We start from the raw sequence: 20,101 nt of genomic DNA, 5'->3' as shown, positions 1-20,101 counted from the left end.
TGTGCGCGGCGACGCGGTCGCGGATGGCCATCAGGCCGGCGATGGGCCCTCACCCGTTTTTGACGCTCCTGCCCCGCCTGCCAGCCATCCCGAAACATGGGTTGTGCAACGCAGCACCAGGGCTAGATAAGTCGCTTGATTGCAGGGGTAAGCTTCTTGTCCGACGTCAATGCCGACGGTTGGGTGTCCGCGGGACACCGCCCAATGGGTTTTCCGGAGTTCGTCATCGTGATCGCGTCCATCATGGCGCTGAACCCGCTCGCGATGGACATGATGCTGCCGGCGCTGCCCAATATCGGCGCCGCCTTCAAGATTCCCGTCGAGAACCACCTGCAACTGGTGCTGTCGACCTTCCTGATCGGCTTCGGCGCCGGTCAGTTCGTCATGGGTCCGCTGTCGGACCGTTTTGGGCGCCGACCGGTGCTGCTCGGCGGCATGGCGGTCTATGCGGTGGCGAGCGTGCTGGCGGTCATTGCCCCCTCGTTCGAGACGCTGCTGCTGGCGCGTGCGCTCCAGGGGCTCGGCACCGCGGCGACGCGCGTGATCGCGACCTCGATCGTGCGCGACTGCTATGTCGGCCGCCGCATGGCGAGCGTGATGTCGCTCGCCATGATGATCTTCATCGCGGTGCCCGTGGTCGCGCCCTCGTTCGGACAGGCGGTGCTGCTGGTGACGGCGTGGCGCGGCATCTTCGTGGTGCTGATGCTCTACGGCCTGCTCGCGCTCGCATGGTGCGTGCTGCGGCTGCCCGAGACGCTTCCCGAGTCGAAGCGCAGGTCGCTGGCGCCCTCCGACGTGCTCTCGGCATTCCGGCAGACCCTGACCCATCGCCAGACCGTCGGCTATGCCACCGCCGCCGGCAGCGTCATCGGCGCGCTGTTCGCCTATGTCTTCTGCGCCCAGCAGGTCTTCACCGGCATCTATCATCTCGGCCAATATTTCCCGCTGGCTTTCGCCGCGATTGCCGCCGGCACAGCCATCGCCGGCTTCCTCAATGCGAGGCTGGTCGGCCGGCTCGGCATGCGCGTGATCTCGCACGGCGCGCTGACGCTCTACACGGCCGTGGCCGGCGTGATGCTGCTGACGGAAAGCCTCGGCGTGCTGCCGCTCGCCTTGTTCATGGCGCTCTCCGCCCTGATGATGTTCTCGTTCGGCATGATGGTCGCCAACTTCACCGCGCTGGCGATGGAGCCGCAGGGCCACATCGCCGGCACCGCCTCCTCGCTGTACGGCTCGATCACCACGCTGATCGGGATCGTGGTCGGCATGGCAATCGGGCAGAGCTTCGACGGCACGCTGCTGCCGTTCTCGATCGGCTTCTTCCTGTCGACGCTCGCCGCGCTCGCGATCGTGCTGGTGGTGGAGAAAGGGCGGCTGTTCAGGCCGCATCATCGCCCGATCAGCTAGGAACTTCCCGCCCCTCGCGATGTTGTACTGCAGCAATTCAGAGGATTGGCGAGATGGAACAAGAGAACAGATCGGATCAGCCCGCGTCCGAGATCGAACGGCCGATTTCGCAGCCTCGTTCCGATGAACGAATGGACTCGAGCTTGGCATTCGTGAGTGAAGGGCTCGAGCAGCTGCGCGACAGCCACTGCTAGACGAGCGCGATCACAGACCGCCTCATAGAAAACGGCGCCGCAGGAAACTGCGGCGCCGTTCGTATTCACATGCAAGGCGCGCGGCGCGTAAAGCGCGATGAGATTCGGACGATCGTCATCGCGCTTTAGGTTGTTGTTTGCGCGTGATCTTTCCGGAAAACCGCTTCGCACTTTTCCGGATCATGCTTTATTCCTTCTTGTCGATGTTCCAGAACACCGGCGTCGCGGGGCCGTCGAGCACGCCCGTCAGCGATTTGCGCCAGCCGCTCGGGATGAGATACTGCCCCAGCGGAATGTAGATCACCTGCTCATAGGCCTGCTTCTGGATATCGGCGGCGATCTTCTTCTGATCGTCGACCGAGGCCGCGCGGACGAAAGCGTCCTTGAGCTGCTCGATCTTGGCGTCCTCCGCCCAGCCGAACCAGCCCTTCTTGCCCTGGCCGCCGATCGAGAGATTGGCGATCGGGTTGGACACGTCGGCCGCGACCCAGTTGGTGAAGAACATGTTCCAGCCACCTTCCTTCGGCGGCTTCTGGCTGGCGCGGCGGCTCACCACCGTCTGCCAGTCGGTCGCCTGAAGGTCGACCTTGAAGCCGGCCTCGCGCAGCAGCTGGGCCGAAACGATCGGCTGCGCCTTCAGCGTCGTGACGTCGCCAGGGGCCATGATGACGATCGGCGTGCCGTCATAGCCGGACTCGGCGAGCGCCTTCTTGGCTTGCGCCATGCCGTTCCCCTTGACCAGGGTCTCGGAGCCCGCATCGGTTGCGAGCGGCGTGTCGCAAATGAAGAACGCGCCGCAGATCTTCTGATATTTGGCGTTGCCGACCAGCGCGTCGAGCACGTCCTTCTGGTTCAGGGCCAGCAAGGCAGCACGCCGCACCTTCACGTTGTCGAACGGCGGATGCAGAAAGTTCATCCGGCCGAGCGTCTGGAAGCCGAACTTGTTCAGAACCTCGATGGTGAGCTCCTTGTTGCCTTCCAGCACCGGCAGCATGTCGAACGGCAGGTTCTCCATGAAATCGATGTCGCCCGACTGCAGCGCGTTCACCGCGGTCTGCGAGTCCGGCATGGTGATCCACTCGACGCGGTCCACCTTCACCACCTTGCCGCCGGAGGTCCAGCTCGCCGGCTCCTTGCGCGGCACGTAGTCAGTGTTCTTGACGTAGACCGCCTTCACGCCGGGCTGGAATTCGCCCTGCACGAACTTGAACGGACCAGAGCCGATCTGCTCGGGGATCTGCTTGTCCGGCGGCGTCTCCGCAAGGCGCTTCGGCATCATGAAGGCGACGCGCGAGGACGGCTTGCCGATGGAGTCGAGCACCAGGCCGTAGGGCTCCTTCAGCTTCAGCGTGATGGTCTTGGGGTCGGTCGCCTCGATGCTGGCGGTGAAGTCCATGAGCTTCTGTCCCATGCCGTCGACCGCAGCCCAGCGCTTCAGCGAAGCGACGCAGTCCTCCGCCGTCACCGGCGCACCGTCATGCCACTTCAGGCCGTCGCGCAGCGTGAACGTGTAGGTGAGCTTGTCGTCGGAGACCTTCCAGTCCGCCATCTGCGGCTGGACCTTGAAATTCGAGTCGGTGGCCACCAGCGTGTCGTAAACCATGTAGCCGTGGTCACGCGTGATGTAGGCCGTGGTGAAGATCGGATCGATGATGCGCAAATCCGAATGCAGCACCGCCGTGAGAGTCTTGCCGGCCGCGAGCACCGGCGAGGCCAGCGCGGTCGAAAGCGCGACGACCGACAGCGCAAGTGTGGAGGCGAACGCGCGAGGCCCCCGGCGCATGAAGTGGAACATAGAAAGTTCTCCTGACGTGAAACTGTTCAAAGGCAGGTTATTGATTGAGCATGAGGTTCGTTCGTTGGGCGAACTAACCTCATGCAATGCCTTCGTCTTTCGAGACTTGCAGACAGGGTGAAGCGCGTCAATCCGGTTTCGGTGCAAGCCCTTGCGGCGCGCGCACGGGCTCCACAAAGATCGGTTTGGCTCTACAACACCCTCCGCTTGTCCCGTCCGCGCCAATGCAATGCGCGTTCCATCTTTCCAAGCTTGAGAGACATTGAGATGAATCCTGCCAATCTTCCCTTTGATTCCGAGGCCATGCTCGAAGGCCTGCGCGGCTGGATCGAATGCGAAAGCCCCACCTGGGATGCCGGTGCCGTGGACCGCATGCTCGATATCGCAGCGCGAGATATGGCGATCATGGGTGCGACGATCGAGCGCATCGCCGGCCGCCAGGGCTTCGGCGGGGTCATCCGCGCGCGCTTTCCCCACCCGAAGCAGGGCGAGCCGGGCATCCTGATCGCCGGACACATGGATACCGTCCACCCGGTCGGCACCATCGAGAAGCTGAAATGGCGGCGCGAAGGCAACAAGTGCTACGGCCCCGGCATCTACGACATGAAGGGCGGCAATTACCTCTCGCTGGAAGCGATCCGGCAGCTGGCGCGCGCATCGTTCACCACGCCGCTGCCGATTACCGTGCTGTTCACGCCGGACGAGGAAGTCGGCACGCCCTCGACACGCGACATCATCGAGGCCGAGGCCGCGCGCAACAAATACGTGCTGGTGCCGGAGCCCGGCCGCGCCGACAACGGCGTCACCACCGGACGTTACGCCATCGCACGCTTCAACCTCGAAGCGACGGGCCGGCCGAGCCACGCCGGCGCCACGCTGTCGGCGGGACGCTCGGCGATCCGCGAGATGGCGAGGCAGATTCTCAACATCGACGCCATGACGACGGAGGACTGCACCTTCTCGGTCGGCGTCGTGCATGGCGGCCAATGGGTCAATTGCGTCGCCACCACCGCGACCGGCGAAGCGCTGTCGATGGCCAAGCGCCAGGCCGATCTCGACCGCGGCGTCGAGCGGATGCTGGCGTTGTCCGGGACCAGCAACGACGTCAGCTTCAAGGTCACGCGCGGCGTGACGCGGCCGGTCTGGGAGCCCAATGCCGGCACCATGGCGCTGTACGAGAAGGCCCGCGGCATTGCCAAATCTCTCGGCATGGAATTACCGCATGCAAGCTCCGGCGGCGGCTCGGACGGCAACTTCACCGGCGCGATGGGAATCCCCACGCTCGACGGCCTCGGTGTGCGCGGCGGCAATGTCCACACGCTCGAAGAGTATATCGAAGTCGAGAGTCTCGCTGAGCGAGGACGGCTGATGGCGGGGCTGCTGGCGACGCTGGAGTGATCGCGAAGCGATCCCGTAGGTGGGCAAAAGGCGCAAAGCGCCGTGCCCACCGTTTTCCCGACCGAAAGCAGGTGGGCACGCTCCGCTTTGCCCACCCTACGAAGATTGGCTGCACCGCAAAAACTGTGGCCCTCGTGGCACGGGAATTGCTGAAATGTTAGGCTGATGGCAGGCTGGCCGAAGAGCCCTGCCCAATTTGACTCTAAACTGACGGATCCAACTTGCTCGGATATCTCATTCGCCGAATTCTCGCCGCCGTGCCCGTGATGGGCGTGGTCGCGCTGTTCGTTTTCCTCCTGCTCCGCCTCACCCCCGGCGATCCCGCCGCGATCCTCGCCGGCGACAACGCGACCCCGGAACGGCTGGAGCGCATCCGCGAATCGCTCGGCCTCAACGAGCCGCTGATCGTGCAGTTCGTCACCTGGGTGAACAAGCTGCTGCACGGCGACCTCGGGACGTCGCTGATCTCCAATTTGCCGGTGATGAAGATGATCGGCCAGCGCGTCGAGCCGTCGATCTCGATCGCGCTGTGCACCATCATCCTCGCCGTCATCGTCGCAGTTCCCTTGGGGGTGATCGCGGCGTGGAAGCACGGCACCTGGATCGACCGTTTCGTGATGGGTCTGTCCGTGCTCGGCTTCTCGGTGCCGGTTTTCGTGGTCGGCTATGTCCTCATCCAGGTCTTCGCGATCGAGCTGCGCTGGGTGCCGGTGCAGGGCTTCCGTAGCATCTTCAACGGCTTCGGCCCGTTCTTCGAGCGCATGATCCTGCCGACCTGCGCGCTGTCCTTCATCTACGTCGCACTGATCGCGCGCATGACGCGTGCGGCGATGCTCGACGTGCTCGGCGAAGACTACGTGCGAACGGCGCGCGCGAAGGGCATCAACGAGGTTGCGGTGATGATGCGCCATGCTCTGCGCAACGCCGCCGTGCCCGTGATCACCGTGATCGGCACCGGCTTTGCGCTCTTGATCTCCGGCGTCGTCGTCACCGAGAGCGTGTTCAACATCCCCGGCATCGGGCGTCTCACCGTCGATGCGGTGCTGGCGCGCGACTATCCGGTGATCCAGGCGATGATCCTGCTGACCTCGCTGATCTACGTCGTCGTCAATCTTCTCATCGACGTCGCCTACACCCTGCTCGATCCCCGGATCCGGTACTGAGGCAAGGACAAGAACAAAATGTCGGTCGATACCCTTCCCCAGTCCTCCATTCCGATCACGTCGCCGCTGCGGCCGCGATTCGGATTCCTCACCTCGACCCCGATCATCGCCACCGCGACGTGCCTGCTCGCGCTGATCGTGGTGGTCTCGATCCTCGCGCCGCTGATCGCGCCGCATGATCCGATCCAGCTCGCCCCGTCGCAGCGGCTCAAGCCATCTTCCGCACAGTTCCTGCTCGGCACCGACGCCTACGGCCGCGACGTGTTGTCGCGCGTGATCTATGGCGGCCGCATCTCGCTTCTGATCGGCATCGGTGCGGCGATCCTGTCGATCGCCATCGGGCTGGCGATCGGCCTCGTCTCCGGCTTCTTCAAGCTGGTCGATTCCGTGATGATGCGCGTCATGGACGGCCTGATGGCAATGCCGAGCATCCTGCTCGCGATCGCCGTGGTGTCGCTGTCCGGCGCCAGCCTCTGGACCGTGCTGATCGCGATCACGATCCCCGAGATTCCGCGCGTTGCACGCCTGGTCCGCTCGGTCGTGCTGTCGGCGCGCGAGGAGCCTTACGTCGAGGCCGCGATCTCGGTCGGCTCGAGCCTGCCGAAGATCATGTGGCGCCACCTGATGCCGAACACGATCGCGCCGCTGATCGTCCAGGGCACCTATATCTGCGCCAGCGCCATCCTGACCGAGGCGATCCTCTCCTTCCTCGGCGCCGGCATCTCGCCGGAGACGCCGACCTGGGGCAACATCATGGCCGAGGGCCGCCAGTACTTCCAGATCAAGCCATCGCTGATCTTCTGGCCGGGCCTGCTGCTCTCCATCGCCATCCTCAGCATCAACCTGATCGGCGACGCCGCCCGCGACGCCCTCGATCCGCGCATGAAGCAGCGGGAGGGGAAGTGATGCGAGTAGCGTTGTCATTCCGAGGCGCGCGTAGCGCGAGCCCGGAATCCATTTCACCACGCGTGCTGCGGCCCGATGGATTCCGGGCTCGCGACTTTGTCGCGCCCCGGAATGACGGAGAGAATTGACGTGACCGACACCATCCTCGACATCAACAATCTCGTCGTCTCCATCGGCAAGCAGCCGAAAGGCGCCAACATCATCGACGGCATCTCGATCCAGGTGCGCGAGCGCGAGACGCTGTGCCTCGTCGGCGAGAGCGGCTCGGGAAAGTCGGTGACCTCGCTGACCACGATGGGCCTGTTGCCGAAGGGCACCCTGGTGCCGACCGGCGGCAGCGTGAAGCTGGTCGGCGAGGAGCTGCTCACCGCCACCGACCGCCGCCTGCGCCAGCTCCGCGCGACCAAGATGGCGATGATCTTCCAGGAGCCGATGACCGCGCTCAATCCGGTGGTGCCGGTCGGCCGCCAGATCGACGAGGTGCTCCGCGCACACACCAAACTCGATGCCAAAGCGCGCAGGAAGCGCATTCTCGACATGATGGAGCAGGTCCACCTGCCCCAGGTCGAGCGCATCTTCGCCTCCTACCCGCACCGTCTCTCCGGCGGCCAGCGCCAGCGCATCATGATCGCGATGGCGCTGGTGCTGGAGCCGAAGCTGCTCATTGCCGACGAGCCGACCACCGCGCTCGACGTCACCACGCAGAAGCAGATCCTGTCCCTGATCCGCGAGCTCCAGCGCGATCACGGCACCGCCGTGCTGTTCATCACGCACGACATGGGCGTGGTGGCCGAGATTGCCGATCGCGTCGCGGTGATGCGGCAGGGCCGCCTGGTCGAGACCGGTCCGCTCGAGACCGTGCTGCGCAATCCGACCATGGAATACACCCGCAACCTGCTCTCCTCGGTGCCGAGCCTGGTGCCGCGCCCGCCGCGCGAGGAAACCCGCGAGCCCGTGGTGCTGGAGGCCAACGAGCTCGGCAAGGTCTACAAGGAGCGCGCCTTCTTCGGCAAAGGCCGCGAGGTCGTCGCTGCCGACAAGGTCACGTTGACCCTGCGCAAGGGCCGCACGCTCGGCATCGTCGGCGAAAGCGGCTCGGGCAAGTCGACGGTTGCGCGCTGCATCGTGCGCCTGATCGATCCGACCTCCGGCGGCGTGCGCCTCGCCGGCCGCGAGATCGCCGACATCTCGCGCCGCCTGTTGCAGCCGCATCGGCAGAAGATCCAGATCGTATTCCAGGATCCCTATCGTTCGCTCAATCCGCGCGTCACCGTCGGCGAGAGCATCGCCGAAGGCCCGGTCAATTACGGCGTGGCGCACACTGATGCGATGAAGCGGGCGCGCGAGTTGCTCGAGCTGGTCGGCCTGCCGCCGGATGCGGTGTCGCGCTATCCGCACCAATTCTCCGGCGGCCAGCGCCAGCGCATCGCGATCGCCCGGGCACTCGCGCTCGATCCGGACGTGCTGGTCGCGGATGAAGCGGTCTCCGCGCTCGACGTCTCGGTGCAGGCGCAGGTGCTGGAGCTGCTCGACGAGATCCAGAAGCGGCTCGGCATCGCCATCCTGTTCATCACCCACGACCTCCGCGTCGCAGCCCAGATCTGCGACGAGGTCGTGGTGATGCAGCACGGCCGCGTCGTCGAACAGGGACCGGCCGCCGAAGTGCTGACGCATCCTAAGGAGGCCTACACCAAGGCGCTGCTGGATGCGGCGCCCGGGCGGGGTTGGGATTTTGCGAACTTCAGGCCGGTGGCCGAGGGCGTGGGGGCGACACTGTAGCTCTCTCCTCTGTCATTCCGGGGCATCGCGAAGCGATGAGCTATGGTGCGCAATTGCGCACCTGAGAATCCATTTAGCCGCGGACTCTGTCGCACGATGGATTCCGGGCTCGCGCCCAAGAGGGCGCGCCCCGGAATGACGGCGGAGTATGGGGCGCAGCATTCCCAAATCGTCTTGACCCTATGCACGTCGCGAGTGCTTCCTCACCTTGCCCTCCTCGCAAGGGCAAGGCTAACGTCGCGCACTTTCAATTGGGACTGAACTGAATGACACGTATTGCCGTCGGCGGCTTCCTGCACGAGACCAACACCTTCGCTCCGACGAAGGCGACATTCGCCGACTTCCAGCATGGCGGCGGCTGGCCGGCGATGACTGAAGGTGCCGACGTGTTGAAGGTGATGCGCCGCATCAATGTCGGGCTCGCCGGTTTCGTCGACAGCGCCGAGGCGAACCGCTGGGAACTCATTCCGACCATCGCCTGCGGCGCGAGCCCGTCGGCGCATGTCACCGAAGACGCATTCGAGCGCATCGTGAAGGTCATGGTCGACGGCATCGCCGCCGCCGGCCCGATCGACGCCGTCTATCTCGACCTGCACGGCGCCATGGTGACCGAGCATCTCGACGACGGCGAAGGCGAGATCTTGGCGCGCGTGCGCCGCGTCATCGGTAAGGATGTTCCGCTGGTCACCAGCCTCGATCTCCACGCCAACGTCACGCCCGAGATGATGGAGCATGCCGACGCGCTGATCGCCTACCGCACCTATCCGCATGTCGACATGGCCGAGACCGGCCGCGCCTGCGCGCGCCATCTCGCGCTGCTGCTGCAGACGAAGCAGCGCTTCGCAAAGGCCTTCCGGCAATTGCCGTTCCTGATCCCGATCAGCTGGCAATGCACCAACGACCAGCCCACCAAAGGCATCTACGAAAGACTCGCCGCGCTGGAGAGCGATGCCGTCCCCACCCTCTCTTTCGCGCCCGGCTTTCCCGCCGCCGATTTCCGCGACTGCGGCCCCAGCGTGTTCGCCTACGGCAAGACGCAACACGACGCCGATCGTGCGGCCGACGCGCTTCTGAAGCTGATCGAAAGCCACGAGAACGATTTCGACGGCAAGATCTGGACGCCCGACGACGGCGTGCGCCACGCCATGGAACTTGCCAAGGGCGCGCGCAAGCCGATCATCATCGCCGACACCCAGGACAATCCGGGCGCCGGCGGCGATTCCGACACCACGGGCATGCTGCGCGCGCTGGTGCGCAACAAGGCGAGTGCCGCAACCGGCGCGATCTACGATCCGGAATCGGCCAAGGCCGCGCACGCAGCCGGCGTCGGCGCCACCGTGACGCTGTCGCTCGGCGGCAAGTCCGGCATCCCCGGCGACGAGCCCTATCGCGAGACCTTCGTGGTCGAGCAGCTCTCGGACGGCCGCTTCATCGCGCCCGGTCCCTATTACGGCGGCCGCGAGATGGAGATGGGCCCGTCCGCAGCCTTGCGCATCGGCGATGTCCGCATCGTCGTCTCTTCGCACAAGGCCCAGCTCGCCGACCAGGCGATGTACCGCTATGTCGGCATCGAGCCGACCGAACAGAAAATCCTGGTCAACAAGAGCTCGGTGCATTTCCGCGCCGATTTCGAGCCGATCGCCGAGAAGCTGATGATCTGTGCCGCGCCCGGTGCGATGCCGGCCGACACCGCTTCGCTACCCTGGACGCGCCTGCGCCCGGGCATCCGCATCAAGCCGAACGGCCCCGTATTCACGCCTCCCTCACGCTAACCGGACAGGACCACATGCCCACGATCGATCGCATCGACGGCTACGCCGACGAGCTCACCGCAATCAGGCGCGACCTCCACGCCCATCCCGAGATCGGCTTCGAGGAAGTGCGCACCTCCGGCATCGTCGCCGACAAGCTGAAGAGCTGGGGCATCGAAGTGCATCGCGGCCTCGGCGGCACCGGCGTGATCGGCGTCATCAAGGGCAAGGGCACCGGCAGCAAGCGCATCGGGCTGCGCGCCGACATGGACGCGCTGCCGATGGAAGAGAACACCAATCTGAAGTGGAGCTCGAAGATCCCCGGCCGCTTCCACGGCTGCGGCCATGACGGCCACACCACCATGCTGCTCGGCACCGCGCGCTATCTCGCCGAGACCCGGAATTTCGACGGCACCGTGCATCTGATCTTCCAGCCGGCCGAGGAAGGCCTCGGCGGCGCCCGCGCCATGATCAAGGACGGGCTGTTCGAGAAATTTCCCTGCGACGAGCTCTACGGCCTGCACAACGCGCCCGACCTCAACCATGGCGAGATCGCGATCCTGCCGGGCCCGGCCATGGCCAGTGCCGACTTCTTCGACCTGCGCATCACCGGCTACGGCGCGCATGGCGCGATGCCCGAGCGCTCCAAGGACGCGGTTGTCATTGCGACCACACTGGCGCAGGCGATCCAGACCATCGTCAGCCGCAACGTCGACCCGCTGCAAGCCGCGGTGATCTCGATCACCCAGATCCATGCCGGCTCGGCTTACAACGTCATTCCGGGCGATGCGCATCTGTGCGGCACCATCCGCACCTTCTCGAACGAAGTCCGCGCCCTGATCGCCGAGCGCATCCGCACCATCTGCGCCGGCATCGCCGCCGCCTATCAGTGCACGATCGAAGCCGACATCCGCGACACGTTCGGCGTTCTGGTCAACCAGGTCGAGCAGTCCAAGGTGGTCGAGGAGGTCGCGCGCACCATCGTCGATCCCGCCAACGTGATCACCCGCATCCAGCCGAAGATGGGCAGCGAGGATTTCGCCGACATGCTGGAGACGATTCCCGGCGCTTACTTCTGGGTCGGCCATGACGGCTCGGTGCCCGTGCACAATCCCGGCTTCGTGCTCGACGACAAGATCCTGCCGATCGGTGCCAGCATGTTCGCCCGCATCGTCGAGACGCGCATGCCGGTGGGTGGCAATGCATAAAAAGAGCGTCGAGGAAGCGATCACCTCGCTGCACGATCTGTCCGCGGTCGACCTGATCGCGGGTTATCGTGCCAAGCAGTTCTCGCCGAGCGAGGTGCTGGAGGACGTGCTCGCGCATGTCGCGGCGTGGGAACCGCATCTGAAGGCGCTCTATGCGTTCGACCCCGATGGCGCGCGCGAGGCCGCAAAGGCCTCGACCGCGCGCTGGACCGGCGGCGAGCCCTCCGGGCCGCTCGACGGCGTGCCCGTGACGGTGAAGGACAACATCGCGACCAAGGGCGTGCCGGTGCCGCTGGGGGCAGCCAGCGTCAAGCTCGTGCCGGCCGAGAAGGACGCGCCGCCCGCTGCGCGGCTGCGTGAGGCCGGCAGCATCATCTTCGCCAAGACCACCATGCCCGATTACGGCATGCTGTCCTCCGGGCTCTCCTCGTTCCATGCGCTCGCGCGCAACCCGTGGGATCTCAGCAAGAACCCGGGCGGCTCCAGCGCCGGCGCAGGCGCCGCCGCCGCGGCCGGCTACGGGCCCTTGCATCTCGGCACCGATATCGGCGGCTCGGTTCGCCTGCCCGCCGGCTGGTGCGGCCTCGTCGGCCTGAAGCCGAGTTTTGGCCGGGTGCCGATCGACCCCACCTATGTCGGCCGTGTCGCAGGCCCGATGACCCGCACGGTCGACGATTGCGCGCTGATGATGAGCGCGATCGCAAAGCCCGACCGCCGCGACGGCATGAGCCTGCCGGCCGAGCTGCTGAACTGGAAGGGGCTGGAGAAATCTCCGCGAAAACTACGCATCGGGTTGATGCTCGATCCCGGCTGCGGCCTGGCGCTGGAGAAGCCGGTGCGCGAGGTCGCAGTGAAGGCCGCGAAGGCATTCGAGTCCGCAGGCAGCGTCGTCACCGAGGTCGACGGCATCCTCACGCGCGAGATGCTCGACGGTCTCGACAATTTCTGGCGCGCGCGGATGTGGGACGATCTGTCCAAGCTGACGCCGGCCGAGCAGGCCAAGGTGCTGCCCTATATCTTCAAGTGGGGCGAGTCCGGGGCCAAGCTCTCGGGCGTCGACGTCATCCGCGGCTTCAACCAGACCATGGCGATCCGCGCGGCTGCGGCGAAGCTCTTTTGCGAGCTGGACTATGTGATCTCGCCGACCGCGCCGAACGTGAACTTTCCGGCGGAATGGGCGTCGCCGACCAACGATCCCATGAAGCCGTTCGAGCACATCGCCTATACCGTGCCGTGGAATATGTCGGAGAACCCGGCGATCTCCCTCAACGGCGGCTTCGACGCCAAGGGTTTCCCCATCGGCGTGCAGATCGTCGGCCGCCGCTTCGACGACATCGGCGTGCTCGGCATGGCCAAGGCCTTCGAAGGTCTGCGCGGCCCGCAGCGGCCCTGGCCGAAGCCGCCGGCCCAATAACGCACCGTCGTCATTCCGGGTTGCGCCCTCTTGGCGCAAGCCCGGAATCCATTCATCCGCAAGGAGTGTGGAGAAATGGATTCCGGGCTCGCGCTTCGCGCGCCCCGGAATGACGTGCTAGACAGACGGACAAAGAACCAAGGAAGAGGAAACCACCATGGCGTATGAGACGATCAAGTACGAGGTCGCCGATCAGATCCTCACCATCACGTTGAACCGGCCCGACAAGCTCAACGCCTTCAACGCGCAGATGCAAGGAGAGCTGATCGACGCGTTCGACGCCGCCGACAAGGATGATAACGTCCGCGCCATCATCGTCACCGGCGCCGGCCGCGGCTTTTGCGCGGGCGCCGATCTCTCCTCCGGTGCCGACACGTTCGATCGCGACGCGCGGCGCGGGCCGGTCAAGCGTTTTGCCGACGGCAAGGTCGACTATAGCGACCCGCAGGTGCGTGACGGCGGGGGCCAGGTCACGTTGCGCATCTTCAAATGCCTCAAGCCCGTGATCGCGGCGGTGAACGGCCCGGCCGTCGGCATCGGCGTCACCATGCAGCTCGCGATGGACATCCGCATCGCCTCGGAGGCCGCGCGCTTCGGCTTCGTGTTCTCCCAGCGCGGCATCGTGCCCGAGGCGGCCTCGAGCTGGTTCTTGCCGCGCATCGTCGGCATCTCGCAGGCGCTGGAATGGTGCTATTCGGGCCGTGTCTTCCCGGCGCAGGAAGCGCTTGCGGGCCGCCTCGTCAGCAAGGTCGTGGCCCCCGATGATCTGCTGCCGACCGCCCGAGCGCTCGCCAAGGAGTTTGCGGCAAAGACCGCGCCGGTGTCGGTCGCGCTGATCCGCCAGATGATGTGGCGCATGATGGGCGCCGACGATCCAATGGAAGCCCACAAGGTCGACAGCCGCGGCATCTACGCCCGCGGCCGCTCGGACGACGTCAAGGAAGGCGTGGTGTCGTTCCTGGAGAAGCGTCCCGCGCACTTCAAGAACAAGGTGTCGACCGATATGCCGGATTACTTCCCGTGGTGGACGGAGCGGGAGTATAAGTGAGACTTCGTAGGGGGGTTAGCCGAAGGCGTAACCCACCTCCTTCGTCTCCGCGCTACAGAAGCGGTGGATTACGCCTTCGGCTAATCCACCCTACGGCACCGTCACTGCATCACCAGCGCCACGCGTCCGATCGCCTTGCGGTCGATCAGCAGCCGCATCGCCTTCGCGTAGTCCTTAAGCGGCAGGCGGTGCGAGACGTTGGGGCGCAGCTTGCCCTCCTCCGCCCATTGCAAAAGCGTCTTCAGGCGGACCTCGCCGAGCGCAGGATTCTTCCGCACCGCTTCGCCGGCGCGTACGCCGAGCACGCTGGCGCCCTTGATCAGCAGGAGATTGGTCTTGGCCGAGCCGATGCCGCCGGTGAAGCCGATCACCAAGAGCCGCGCGCCCCAGGCGATGCAGCGCATCGAATCTTCGAAGACCTGGCCACCGACGGGGTCGAACACGACGTCGGCGCCGCGCCCCTCGGTGATGCGCTTGACGGCTTCGCGAAACGGCTCGCGGTCGTAGCGGATGAGATGATCGGCGCCGCGCGATTTCGCGATTCTGAGCTTCTCGTCGCTGGAGGCGGTCGCGATCACGGTCGCGCCCAGCATCTTGCCGATCTCGACGGCGGCAAGGCCGACGCCGCCGCCGGCGCCGTGGACCAGCAGCACCTCGCCGGGCGTGACCCGGCCGCGATCGATCAACGCATGATAGGCCGTGCCGTGGCCGGCGAGATAGGTGGCAGCCTCCGCATAGTCGAAGGTGGACGGCATGGGAGTGAGCTGCGACGGCGTGACCACCGCTTCATCCGTGAAGGCACCAAAGCGCATCTTCACGATGACCTTGTCGCCGACGGCAACGCCGCTTGCCTCCGATGCCACCTCGGTGACGTCGCCGGCCGCTTCCATGCCCGGCGTGAACGGCAGCTCCGGCTTGAGCTGGTATTCGCCGGCGGCCATCAGCACGTCGGGAAAGTTCAGCCCGGCGGCGCGGATGGCGACGCGCACTTCGCCCGGCTTCAGCGCGCGGGGCGGAAACTCCTCCAGCAGCAAACGCTCGGGCGCGCCGAGCTCGCGGCAGACGACGGCGCGCACCATCAGGCCGCGCTCGCCTTGCTGCGCTGAAGCGCTTCGCGGATCAGCGGCAGGCGGTCATTGCCGAAATAGATGTCGGTCTTGTTCACGAAGATCGTCGGCGAGCCGAAGCCGCCGCGTGCGATGACCTCCTCGGTATTGGCCTTGAGCTGGTCCTTGATGCCCTGCTCGGCAATGCCGGCGAAGAACTTTTGCTCGTCGATGCCGACCTTCCTGCAGATCTCCGCGAGCACCGCGTCCTGCGAGATGTCCTTGTCCTCGCCCCAATAGGCCTCGAACACTGATGTCGCGAACGGCACCATGTCCTGACCGAGCCAGAGGCAGCCGCGCATCACCTTGACGCTGTTCACCGGGAACACCGTCGGTGGCATCTTGATGGCAAGACCCGCCGAACGTGCCCAGTCGGCGAGGTCCTTCTTCATGTAGCGCGCCTTCAGCGGCACCGGCTTCTCGCGCTGCGCGTAGACGCTCGGATTGACCGAATTGAAGATGCCGCCGACCAGGATCGGCCGCCAGGTGATGTCGGCTCCGAACTCCTTGGCGAGGGGTTGGATGTTGTGGAAGGCGAGATAGGTCCAGGGGCTGGAGCAGTCGAAGAAGAATTCGATCATGGGGGTTCCTTTTTGCTGTCATTCCGGGGCGCGCCCCCTTTGGCGCGAGCCCGGAATCCATTTCGCCTCTCGGTACGCTGCCTGATGGATTCCGGGTTCGCGCTTCGCGCGTCCCGGAATGACGAGTCACTTCCTTCCCAGCACTTCCTTAGCCCGTTGCCCGAACATGATCTTGCGTGATTCCTCGTCGAACGGCTCTTTCACGAATTTTCCGATCGCAAGCCCCGCCTGCACCTGCGGCCTTGCCCGGACCTCGGCATACCAGCGTTTCACATTGGGATAGTCGTCGAGCGTAAAACCCTGCGCCTTGTGGGTCATGGTCCAGGGGAAGCAGGCGATGTCGGCGATGGAATAGTCGCCGGCGACATAGGCGCCGGTCCTGGCCAATTGGCGATCGAGCACGCCGTAGAGCCGCGCCGCCTCGTCGCGATAGCGCTCGATTGCGTAAGGGATCTTCTCGGCCGCATAGAGCGCGAAATGGCCGTGCTGACCGAGCATCGGCCCGAGGCCCGCCATCTGCCACATCACCCATTGGATCGTGCTGGAGCGGCCGCGCCAATCGGCGGGCAGGAAGCGGCCGGTCTTCTCCGCGAGATAGATCAGGATCGCGCCGGTCTCGAACGCCGAGAACGGCGCGCCGCCATCAGCGGGCGCGTGGTCGACGATCGCGGGAATGCGGTTGTTCGGAGAGATCGCCAGGAACTCAGGATTGAACTGCTCGCCGGCGCGGATATTCACGGGGATCACCCGATAGGGAAGCCCGAGCTCCTCCAGCATGATCGAGATTTTCCAGCCGTTCGGCGTCGGCGCGTAATAGAGGTCGATCATGGGCCTTCCCTTGCGCCGTCCCTATCGCTGCCGCCAGCCAATGACGACTTTTGTTGTTCTGTACCTCGACGTTAGGACATGGCAGGAAGGGGCGCAACAATCTGCCGGGAGGGCCGCCATGCTGTTTCCAACCACGATCGCCGGCTCCTTGCCGAAGCCGGAATGGCTCGCCGAGCCGAACATGCTCTGGGCGCCCTGGAAGTCCGAAGGCGACGAGTTGCTCCGCGCCAAGCGCGATGCGACGCTGATCTGGCTGAAGCTCCAGGAGGACGCCGGCATCGACATCGTCACCGAAGGCGAGCAGGCCCGGCAGCACTTCGTGCACGGTTTCCTGGAGAAGATCGAGGGCATCGATTTCGCCCACAAGGTCGAGATGGGCATCCGGAAAGATCGCTACAAGGCGATGGTGCCGCAGGTGGTCGCGCCGCTGCGGCTGAAGGATCGCGTCCATGCCTTCGAGGCGCGCGTCGCGCGCACGCACACCAGGAAGCAGCTGAAATTCACCCTGCCCGGCCCGATGACCATCATCGACACCATTGCCGACCGCTACTATGGCGACCGGGTCAAGATGGCCTTTGCCTTCGCCGAGCTCTTGAACGAGGAAGCCAGGGCCTTGCAGGCCGACGGCGTCGATCTCGTGCAATTCGACGAGCCCGCCTTCAACGTCTACATGGACGAGGTCAACGATTGGGGCATCAAGGCGCTGGAGCGCGCCGCACAGGGCCTCGCCTGCGCCACCGCCGTGCACATCTGCTACGGCTACGGCATCAAGGCCAATACGGACTGGAAGGAGACGCTCGGCAGCCAATGGCGGCAATACGAGCAGATCTTTCCGGCCATCGACGCAAGCCCGATCCAGCAGGTCGCAATCGAGTGCCGCAATTCCAAGGTGCCGCTCGACCTGCTCGCGCTGCTCAAGAACAAGATTGTGCAGGCCGGTGTCATCGACGTCGCCAGCGATACGGTGGAGACGGCCGAGGACGTCGTGAAGGTGATCGAGGCGGTGTCGCAATTCGTGCCGAAGAGCAACATCATCGCCACCACCAATTGCGGCATGGCGCCGATGCGGCGCGAGATCGCCGAAGCCAAGCTGATGGCGCTCGGCGCCGGCGCGGCGCTGGCGCGCGAGAGGCTGGGGTAATCCCTAAAGCGCGATGCGATTAGGATGAATCGTCTTCGCGCTTTAGGTTATTGTTTGAGCATGATCTTTTCGGAAAGCCGCTACGCACTTTTCCGGATCATGCTCCAGGACGTCGGTGCTTCAGGCGGACGCCGTCGGATGCAGCACGGGCCGATAGCCAGCCATGATGGCGCGCAGCGTCGAAGGCGGCGTCAACAACATCGCTTGATCGACCACGGGTGCATGCGACGCGTAGCCCGCCGGCGACCACAGCAGCGCCCGTCCCTGCATCACCAGAAAGCTGTCTTCGCCCTGCTGCACCATCGCGCCGTCGGGCAGGTCCGCCAGCGGCATCGGGAGCGGGTGCAATCGCTTGCGACCGCGATCGAGACGCTCGCGATGCAAAACGGCATCCATCGCCCTGGCTCTGATGCCGCTCGCACCATTGCCCTTCTCCCACGCCGCGCGAAAACGGTTGGCATCGTCGCGGCGGCAGAAGAAGCAAGGGCGGTGCCCTGCCGCGAAGGCCGTGGCCTCGTCGAGGAAGAACAGCTCGGTCCAGCTCCGCCGCGCCATCACCGGCCGCCGCCAGCCGCGGAATTCGCACAGGCATGTGATCCAGGCCGGCGTCGACCAGCGCTTCTTCAATAGCGTCTTCGTCGCGGGATCGTGGATGATGCCGCGATTGCCGGTGAACAGGCCGCGGTGCGGCGTGGCGATGATGTCGCCGGTGGGCGTGACGCGGTTTTGGAGAGGGCGAGTGGCGAATGGGGAATGGCGAGTGGGGACGGTGCTACTCGCCATTCGCTACTCGCCATTTGCTCTGCTCACGCCGCGCCGTCGCGCAGTGGCGGGTGGTAGGACAGCGCGGTGTCCCAGGGGAAGAAGATCCAGGTGTCCTGCGAGACCTCGGTGATGAAAGTGTCGACCAGCGGGCGTCCCATCGGCTTGGCGTAGACGGTGGCGAAATGCGCATCGGGCAGCATCTCGCGCACCATCCTGCCGGTCTTGCCGGTATCGACGAGGTCATCGACGATCAACAGGCCCTTGCCGGTGCCGCCGCCGAGCGTCATGGTCGCCTCGGAAATGCCCTTGAGCACCTGGAGCTCGCCCTGCTTGTTGTGGTCGTAGCTGGCGACGCAGACCGTATCGATGACGCGCACCCCTAACTCGCGCGCCACGATCGCGGCGGGCACCAGGCCGCCGCGGGTGATCGCAATCACCGCATGGAACGGACCGACCTCGTTGAGCCGCCAGGTCAGCGCCCGGCAATCCCGGTGGAACTGGTCCCACGAGACGGGGAAGGCCTTGCCCGCCCGCTCCTGCGCACTCAGTTCCGGTGCTTCACCAGCCATCGCCTGTCTCCTGCAATCTCGTCCGGCAATTCCTGCTAGCGGTTGACGTTCAATCCCGCCAGCATTTCCTTCACCGCGGCCATTGCCGCCGCGAGCTTCTCGGGATCGCGCGAGCGCACCACCAGATTGGTGTTGGGCTTCTGCTCCTCGTCCATGAAGGGATAGCTGCCGATGATGGTGTCGGGATGGGCGGCAGCGATCGCCCGCAGCGGCCCGCCGATGTCGCCCTCGCGCGCATTGGCACGGACGGAGTCCGACAGCATGCGCACGCCCGACTTCAGCTTGGGCGAGACGATGTCCATCATCGCCTGCATGATCGAGGGCACGCCGGCCATGACGATGACGTTGCCGATCTTGAAGCCGGGGGCGAGGATGGTCGCGCTCTGGATCAGCTCGGCGCCGTCGGGGATGCGGGCCATGCGTAGTCGGGCCTCGTTGAGGTCCTGCTCGCTCCAGCGCTCGCGGAAGCGGGCGACGACCTCCGGGTGATGGTCGATACCGACGCCGAACGCCTTGGCCACGGCATCAGCGGTGATGTCGTCATGAGTCGGCCCGATGCCGCCGGTGGTGAAGACGTAGGTGTAGCGATGCCGCAATGCATCCAGTGCAGCGATGATATCCGGCTCGTCGTCGGAGACGATGCGGACCTCCTTCAGGTCGATGCCGATATTGGTCAGGTATTCGGCGATGAAGCCGATATTCTTGTCCTTGGTCCGGCCGGACAGGATTTCGTCTCCGATGACCAGAATGCCCGCCGTGACGATCTCGCTCATGCCTTAAGTCCCTCACCTGTGACGCCGACTTTGCCGAGGTAACGCGTTGAAGTCACGCGGTTTTGCTTCTGAAATAAGCAGTCTTCAGCCATTTTTTCAGGCACGCCGCCGGCCGTCGCCGGCAAATGCCCCCTCTCCATGCTTATCGCGCTGGCCCGGCCCTTGCTACCACATGAAAGTCATGCACTGTTGACGCATGGCCACAGGACGTTGCGGTCTCATCAAGGCCGACGCGAACTGGCGCATGGCGCAACGCCTGGGGAGACAAGTCGGGA

General features: G+C 65.2%; 17 protein-coding genes. 10 read left to right on the top strand and 7 right to left on the bottom strand.

The genetic code is table 11. The features are described 5' to 3' along the window. Positions 1-204: 204 nt before the first annotated feature. The gene (locus XF30_RS16160) at positions 205-1,407 is read left to right on the top strand and encodes a multidrug effflux MFS transporter (protein ID WP_425248805.1); all 1,203 of its coding nucleotides are present in this window, start codon (positions 205-207) and stop codon (positions 1,405-1,407) included. A gap of 381 nt (positions 1,408-1,788) precedes the next feature. On the opposite strand, the gene XF30_RS16155 is transcribed toward XF30_RS16160, so the two are convergent. After that, positions 1,789-3,396, bottom strand: coding sequence for an ABC transporter substrate-binding protein (locus tag XF30_RS16155; protein WP_036015319.1), 1,608 nt, complete (start codon positions 3,394-3,396; stop codon positions 1,789-1,791). A 267-nt stretch (positions 3,397-3,663) separates the two neighbouring features. Here XF30_RS16155 and XF30_RS16150 point away from each other — a divergent pair, with 267 nt between their 5' ends. From XF30_RS16150 to XF30_RS16115, 8 genes are all read left to right on the top strand, one after another. Then, entirely contained in the window at positions 3,664-4,794 is a 1,131-nt protein-coding gene (locus tag XF30_RS16150) for a M20/M25/M40 family metallo-hydrolase (protein ID WP_109143287.1), read from the top strand. Between the two features lie 221 nt (positions 4,795-5,015). Continuing rightward, positions 5,016-5,957, top strand: coding sequence for an ABC transporter permease (locus tag XF30_RS16145; protein ID WP_192893163.1), 942 nt, complete (start codon positions 5,016-5,018; stop codon positions 5,955-5,957). An 18-nt stretch (positions 5,958-5,975) separates the two neighbouring features. Continuing rightward, positions 5,976-6,863: an ABC transporter permease gene (locus XF30_RS16140; RefSeq protein ID WP_036029754.1), complete on the top strand. Its 888-nt coding sequence runs from the start codon at positions 5,976-5,978 to the stop codon at positions 6,861-6,863. A 129-nt stretch (positions 6,864-6,992) separates the two neighbouring features. After that, positions 6,993-8,642: an ABC transporter ATP-binding protein gene (locus XF30_RS16135; protein WP_109145731.1), complete on the top strand. Its 1,650-nt coding sequence runs from the start codon at positions 6,993-6,995 to the stop codon at positions 8,640-8,642. A gap of 266 nt (positions 8,643-8,908) precedes the next feature. Beyond that, positions 8,909-10,414 (top strand): M81 family metallopeptidase, encoded by a 1,506-nt coding sequence (locus XF30_RS16130; RefSeq protein ID WP_036045893.1) that lies wholly within the window; start codon positions 8,909-8,911, stop codon positions 10,412-10,414. Positions 10,415-10,428: 14 nt separating this feature from the next. Further along, positions 10,429-11,601 carry a M20 aminoacylase family protein gene (locus XF30_RS16125; RefSeq protein ID WP_036015333.1) on the top strand — a complete coding sequence of 391 codons (1,173 nt, stop codon included), beginning with the start codon at positions 10,429-10,431 and terminating at the stop codon, positions 11,599-11,601. Next, positions 11,594-13,015: an amidase gene (locus XF30_RS16120; RefSeq protein ID WP_109143286.1), complete on the top strand. Its 1,422-nt coding sequence runs from the start codon at positions 11,594-11,596 to the stop codon at positions 13,013-13,015. The genes XF30_RS16125 and XF30_RS16120 overlap by 8 nt, the downstream gene beginning before the upstream one ends. A gap of 157 nt (positions 13,016-13,172) precedes the next feature. Beyond that, the gene (locus tag XF30_RS16115) at positions 13,173-14,063 is read left to right on the top strand and encodes a crotonase/enoyl-CoA hydratase family protein (protein WP_109143285.1); all 891 of its coding nucleotides are present in this window, start codon (positions 13,173-13,175) and stop codon (positions 14,061-14,063) included. Positions 14,064-14,164: 101 nt separating this feature from the next. On the opposite strand, the gene XF30_RS16110 is transcribed toward XF30_RS16115, so the two are convergent. The 3 genes from XF30_RS16110 to XF30_RS16100 form a co-directional block, all read right to left on the bottom strand. Further along, positions 14,165-15,142, bottom strand: a complete 978-nt coding sequence (locus XF30_RS16110) for an NADPH:quinone oxidoreductase family protein (RefSeq protein ID WP_109143284.1) — start codon at positions 15,140-15,142, stop codon at positions 14,165-14,167. Further along, the gene (locus tag XF30_RS16105) at positions 15,142-15,750 is read right to left on the bottom strand and encodes a 2-hydroxychromene-2-carboxylate isomerase (protein ID WP_109143283.1); all 609 of its coding nucleotides are present in this window, start codon (positions 15,748-15,750) and stop codon (positions 15,142-15,144) included. The genes XF30_RS16110 and XF30_RS16105 overlap by 1 nt, the downstream gene beginning before the upstream one ends. Before the next feature lie 126 nt (positions 15,751-15,876). After that, positions 15,877-16,578 carry a glutathione S-transferase N-terminal domain-containing protein gene (locus XF30_RS16100; RefSeq protein ID WP_109143282.1) on the bottom strand — a complete coding sequence of 234 codons (702 nt, stop codon included), beginning with the start codon at positions 16,576-16,578 and terminating at the stop codon, positions 15,877-15,879. Between the two features lie 118 nt (positions 16,579-16,696). Here XF30_RS16100 and XF30_RS16095 point away from each other — a divergent pair, with 118 nt between their 5' ends. Beyond that, positions 16,697-17,719, top strand: coding sequence for a methionine synthase (locus tag XF30_RS16095; protein WP_109143281.1), 1,023 nt, complete (start codon positions 16,697-16,699; stop codon positions 17,717-17,719). Between the two features lie 120 nt (positions 17,720-17,839). Here XF30_RS16095 and XF30_RS16090 read toward each other — a convergent pair whose 3' ends face one another. Genes XF30_RS16090 through XF30_RS16080 form a run of 3 tightly spaced genes read right to left on the bottom strand, consistent with a single transcriptional unit; the run spans position 17,840 to position 19,826 of the window. Then, on the bottom strand, positions 17,840-18,502 hold the full coding sequence (locus XF30_RS16090) for a hypothetical protein (protein ID WP_109143280.1): 663 nt from the start codon (positions 18,500-18,502) through the stop codon (positions 17,840-17,842). Positions 18,503-18,525: 23 nt separating this feature from the next. Continuing rightward, positions 18,526-19,053, bottom strand: coding sequence for a xanthine phosphoribosyltransferase (gpt, locus tag XF30_RS16085; protein WP_036015348.1), 528 nt, complete (start codon positions 19,051-19,053; stop codon positions 18,526-18,528). Between the two features lie 35 nt (positions 19,054-19,088). Next, positions 19,089-19,826: a competence/damage-inducible protein A gene (locus XF30_RS16080; RefSeq protein WP_036046217.1), complete on the bottom strand. Its 738-nt coding sequence runs from the start codon at positions 19,824-19,826 to the stop codon at positions 19,089-19,091. Positions 19,827-20,101 lie beyond the last annotated feature (275 nt).

The organism is Bradyrhizobium sp. SUTN9-2 (assembly GCF_003122645.1).
Lineage (GTDB): Bacteria > Pseudomonadota > Alphaproteobacteria > Rhizobiales > Xanthobacteraceae > Bradyrhizobium > Bradyrhizobium yuanmingense.
The sequence above is the reverse complement of the archived record's forward strand: the minus strand, read 5'-3'. Positions and strand labels throughout refer to the sequence as shown.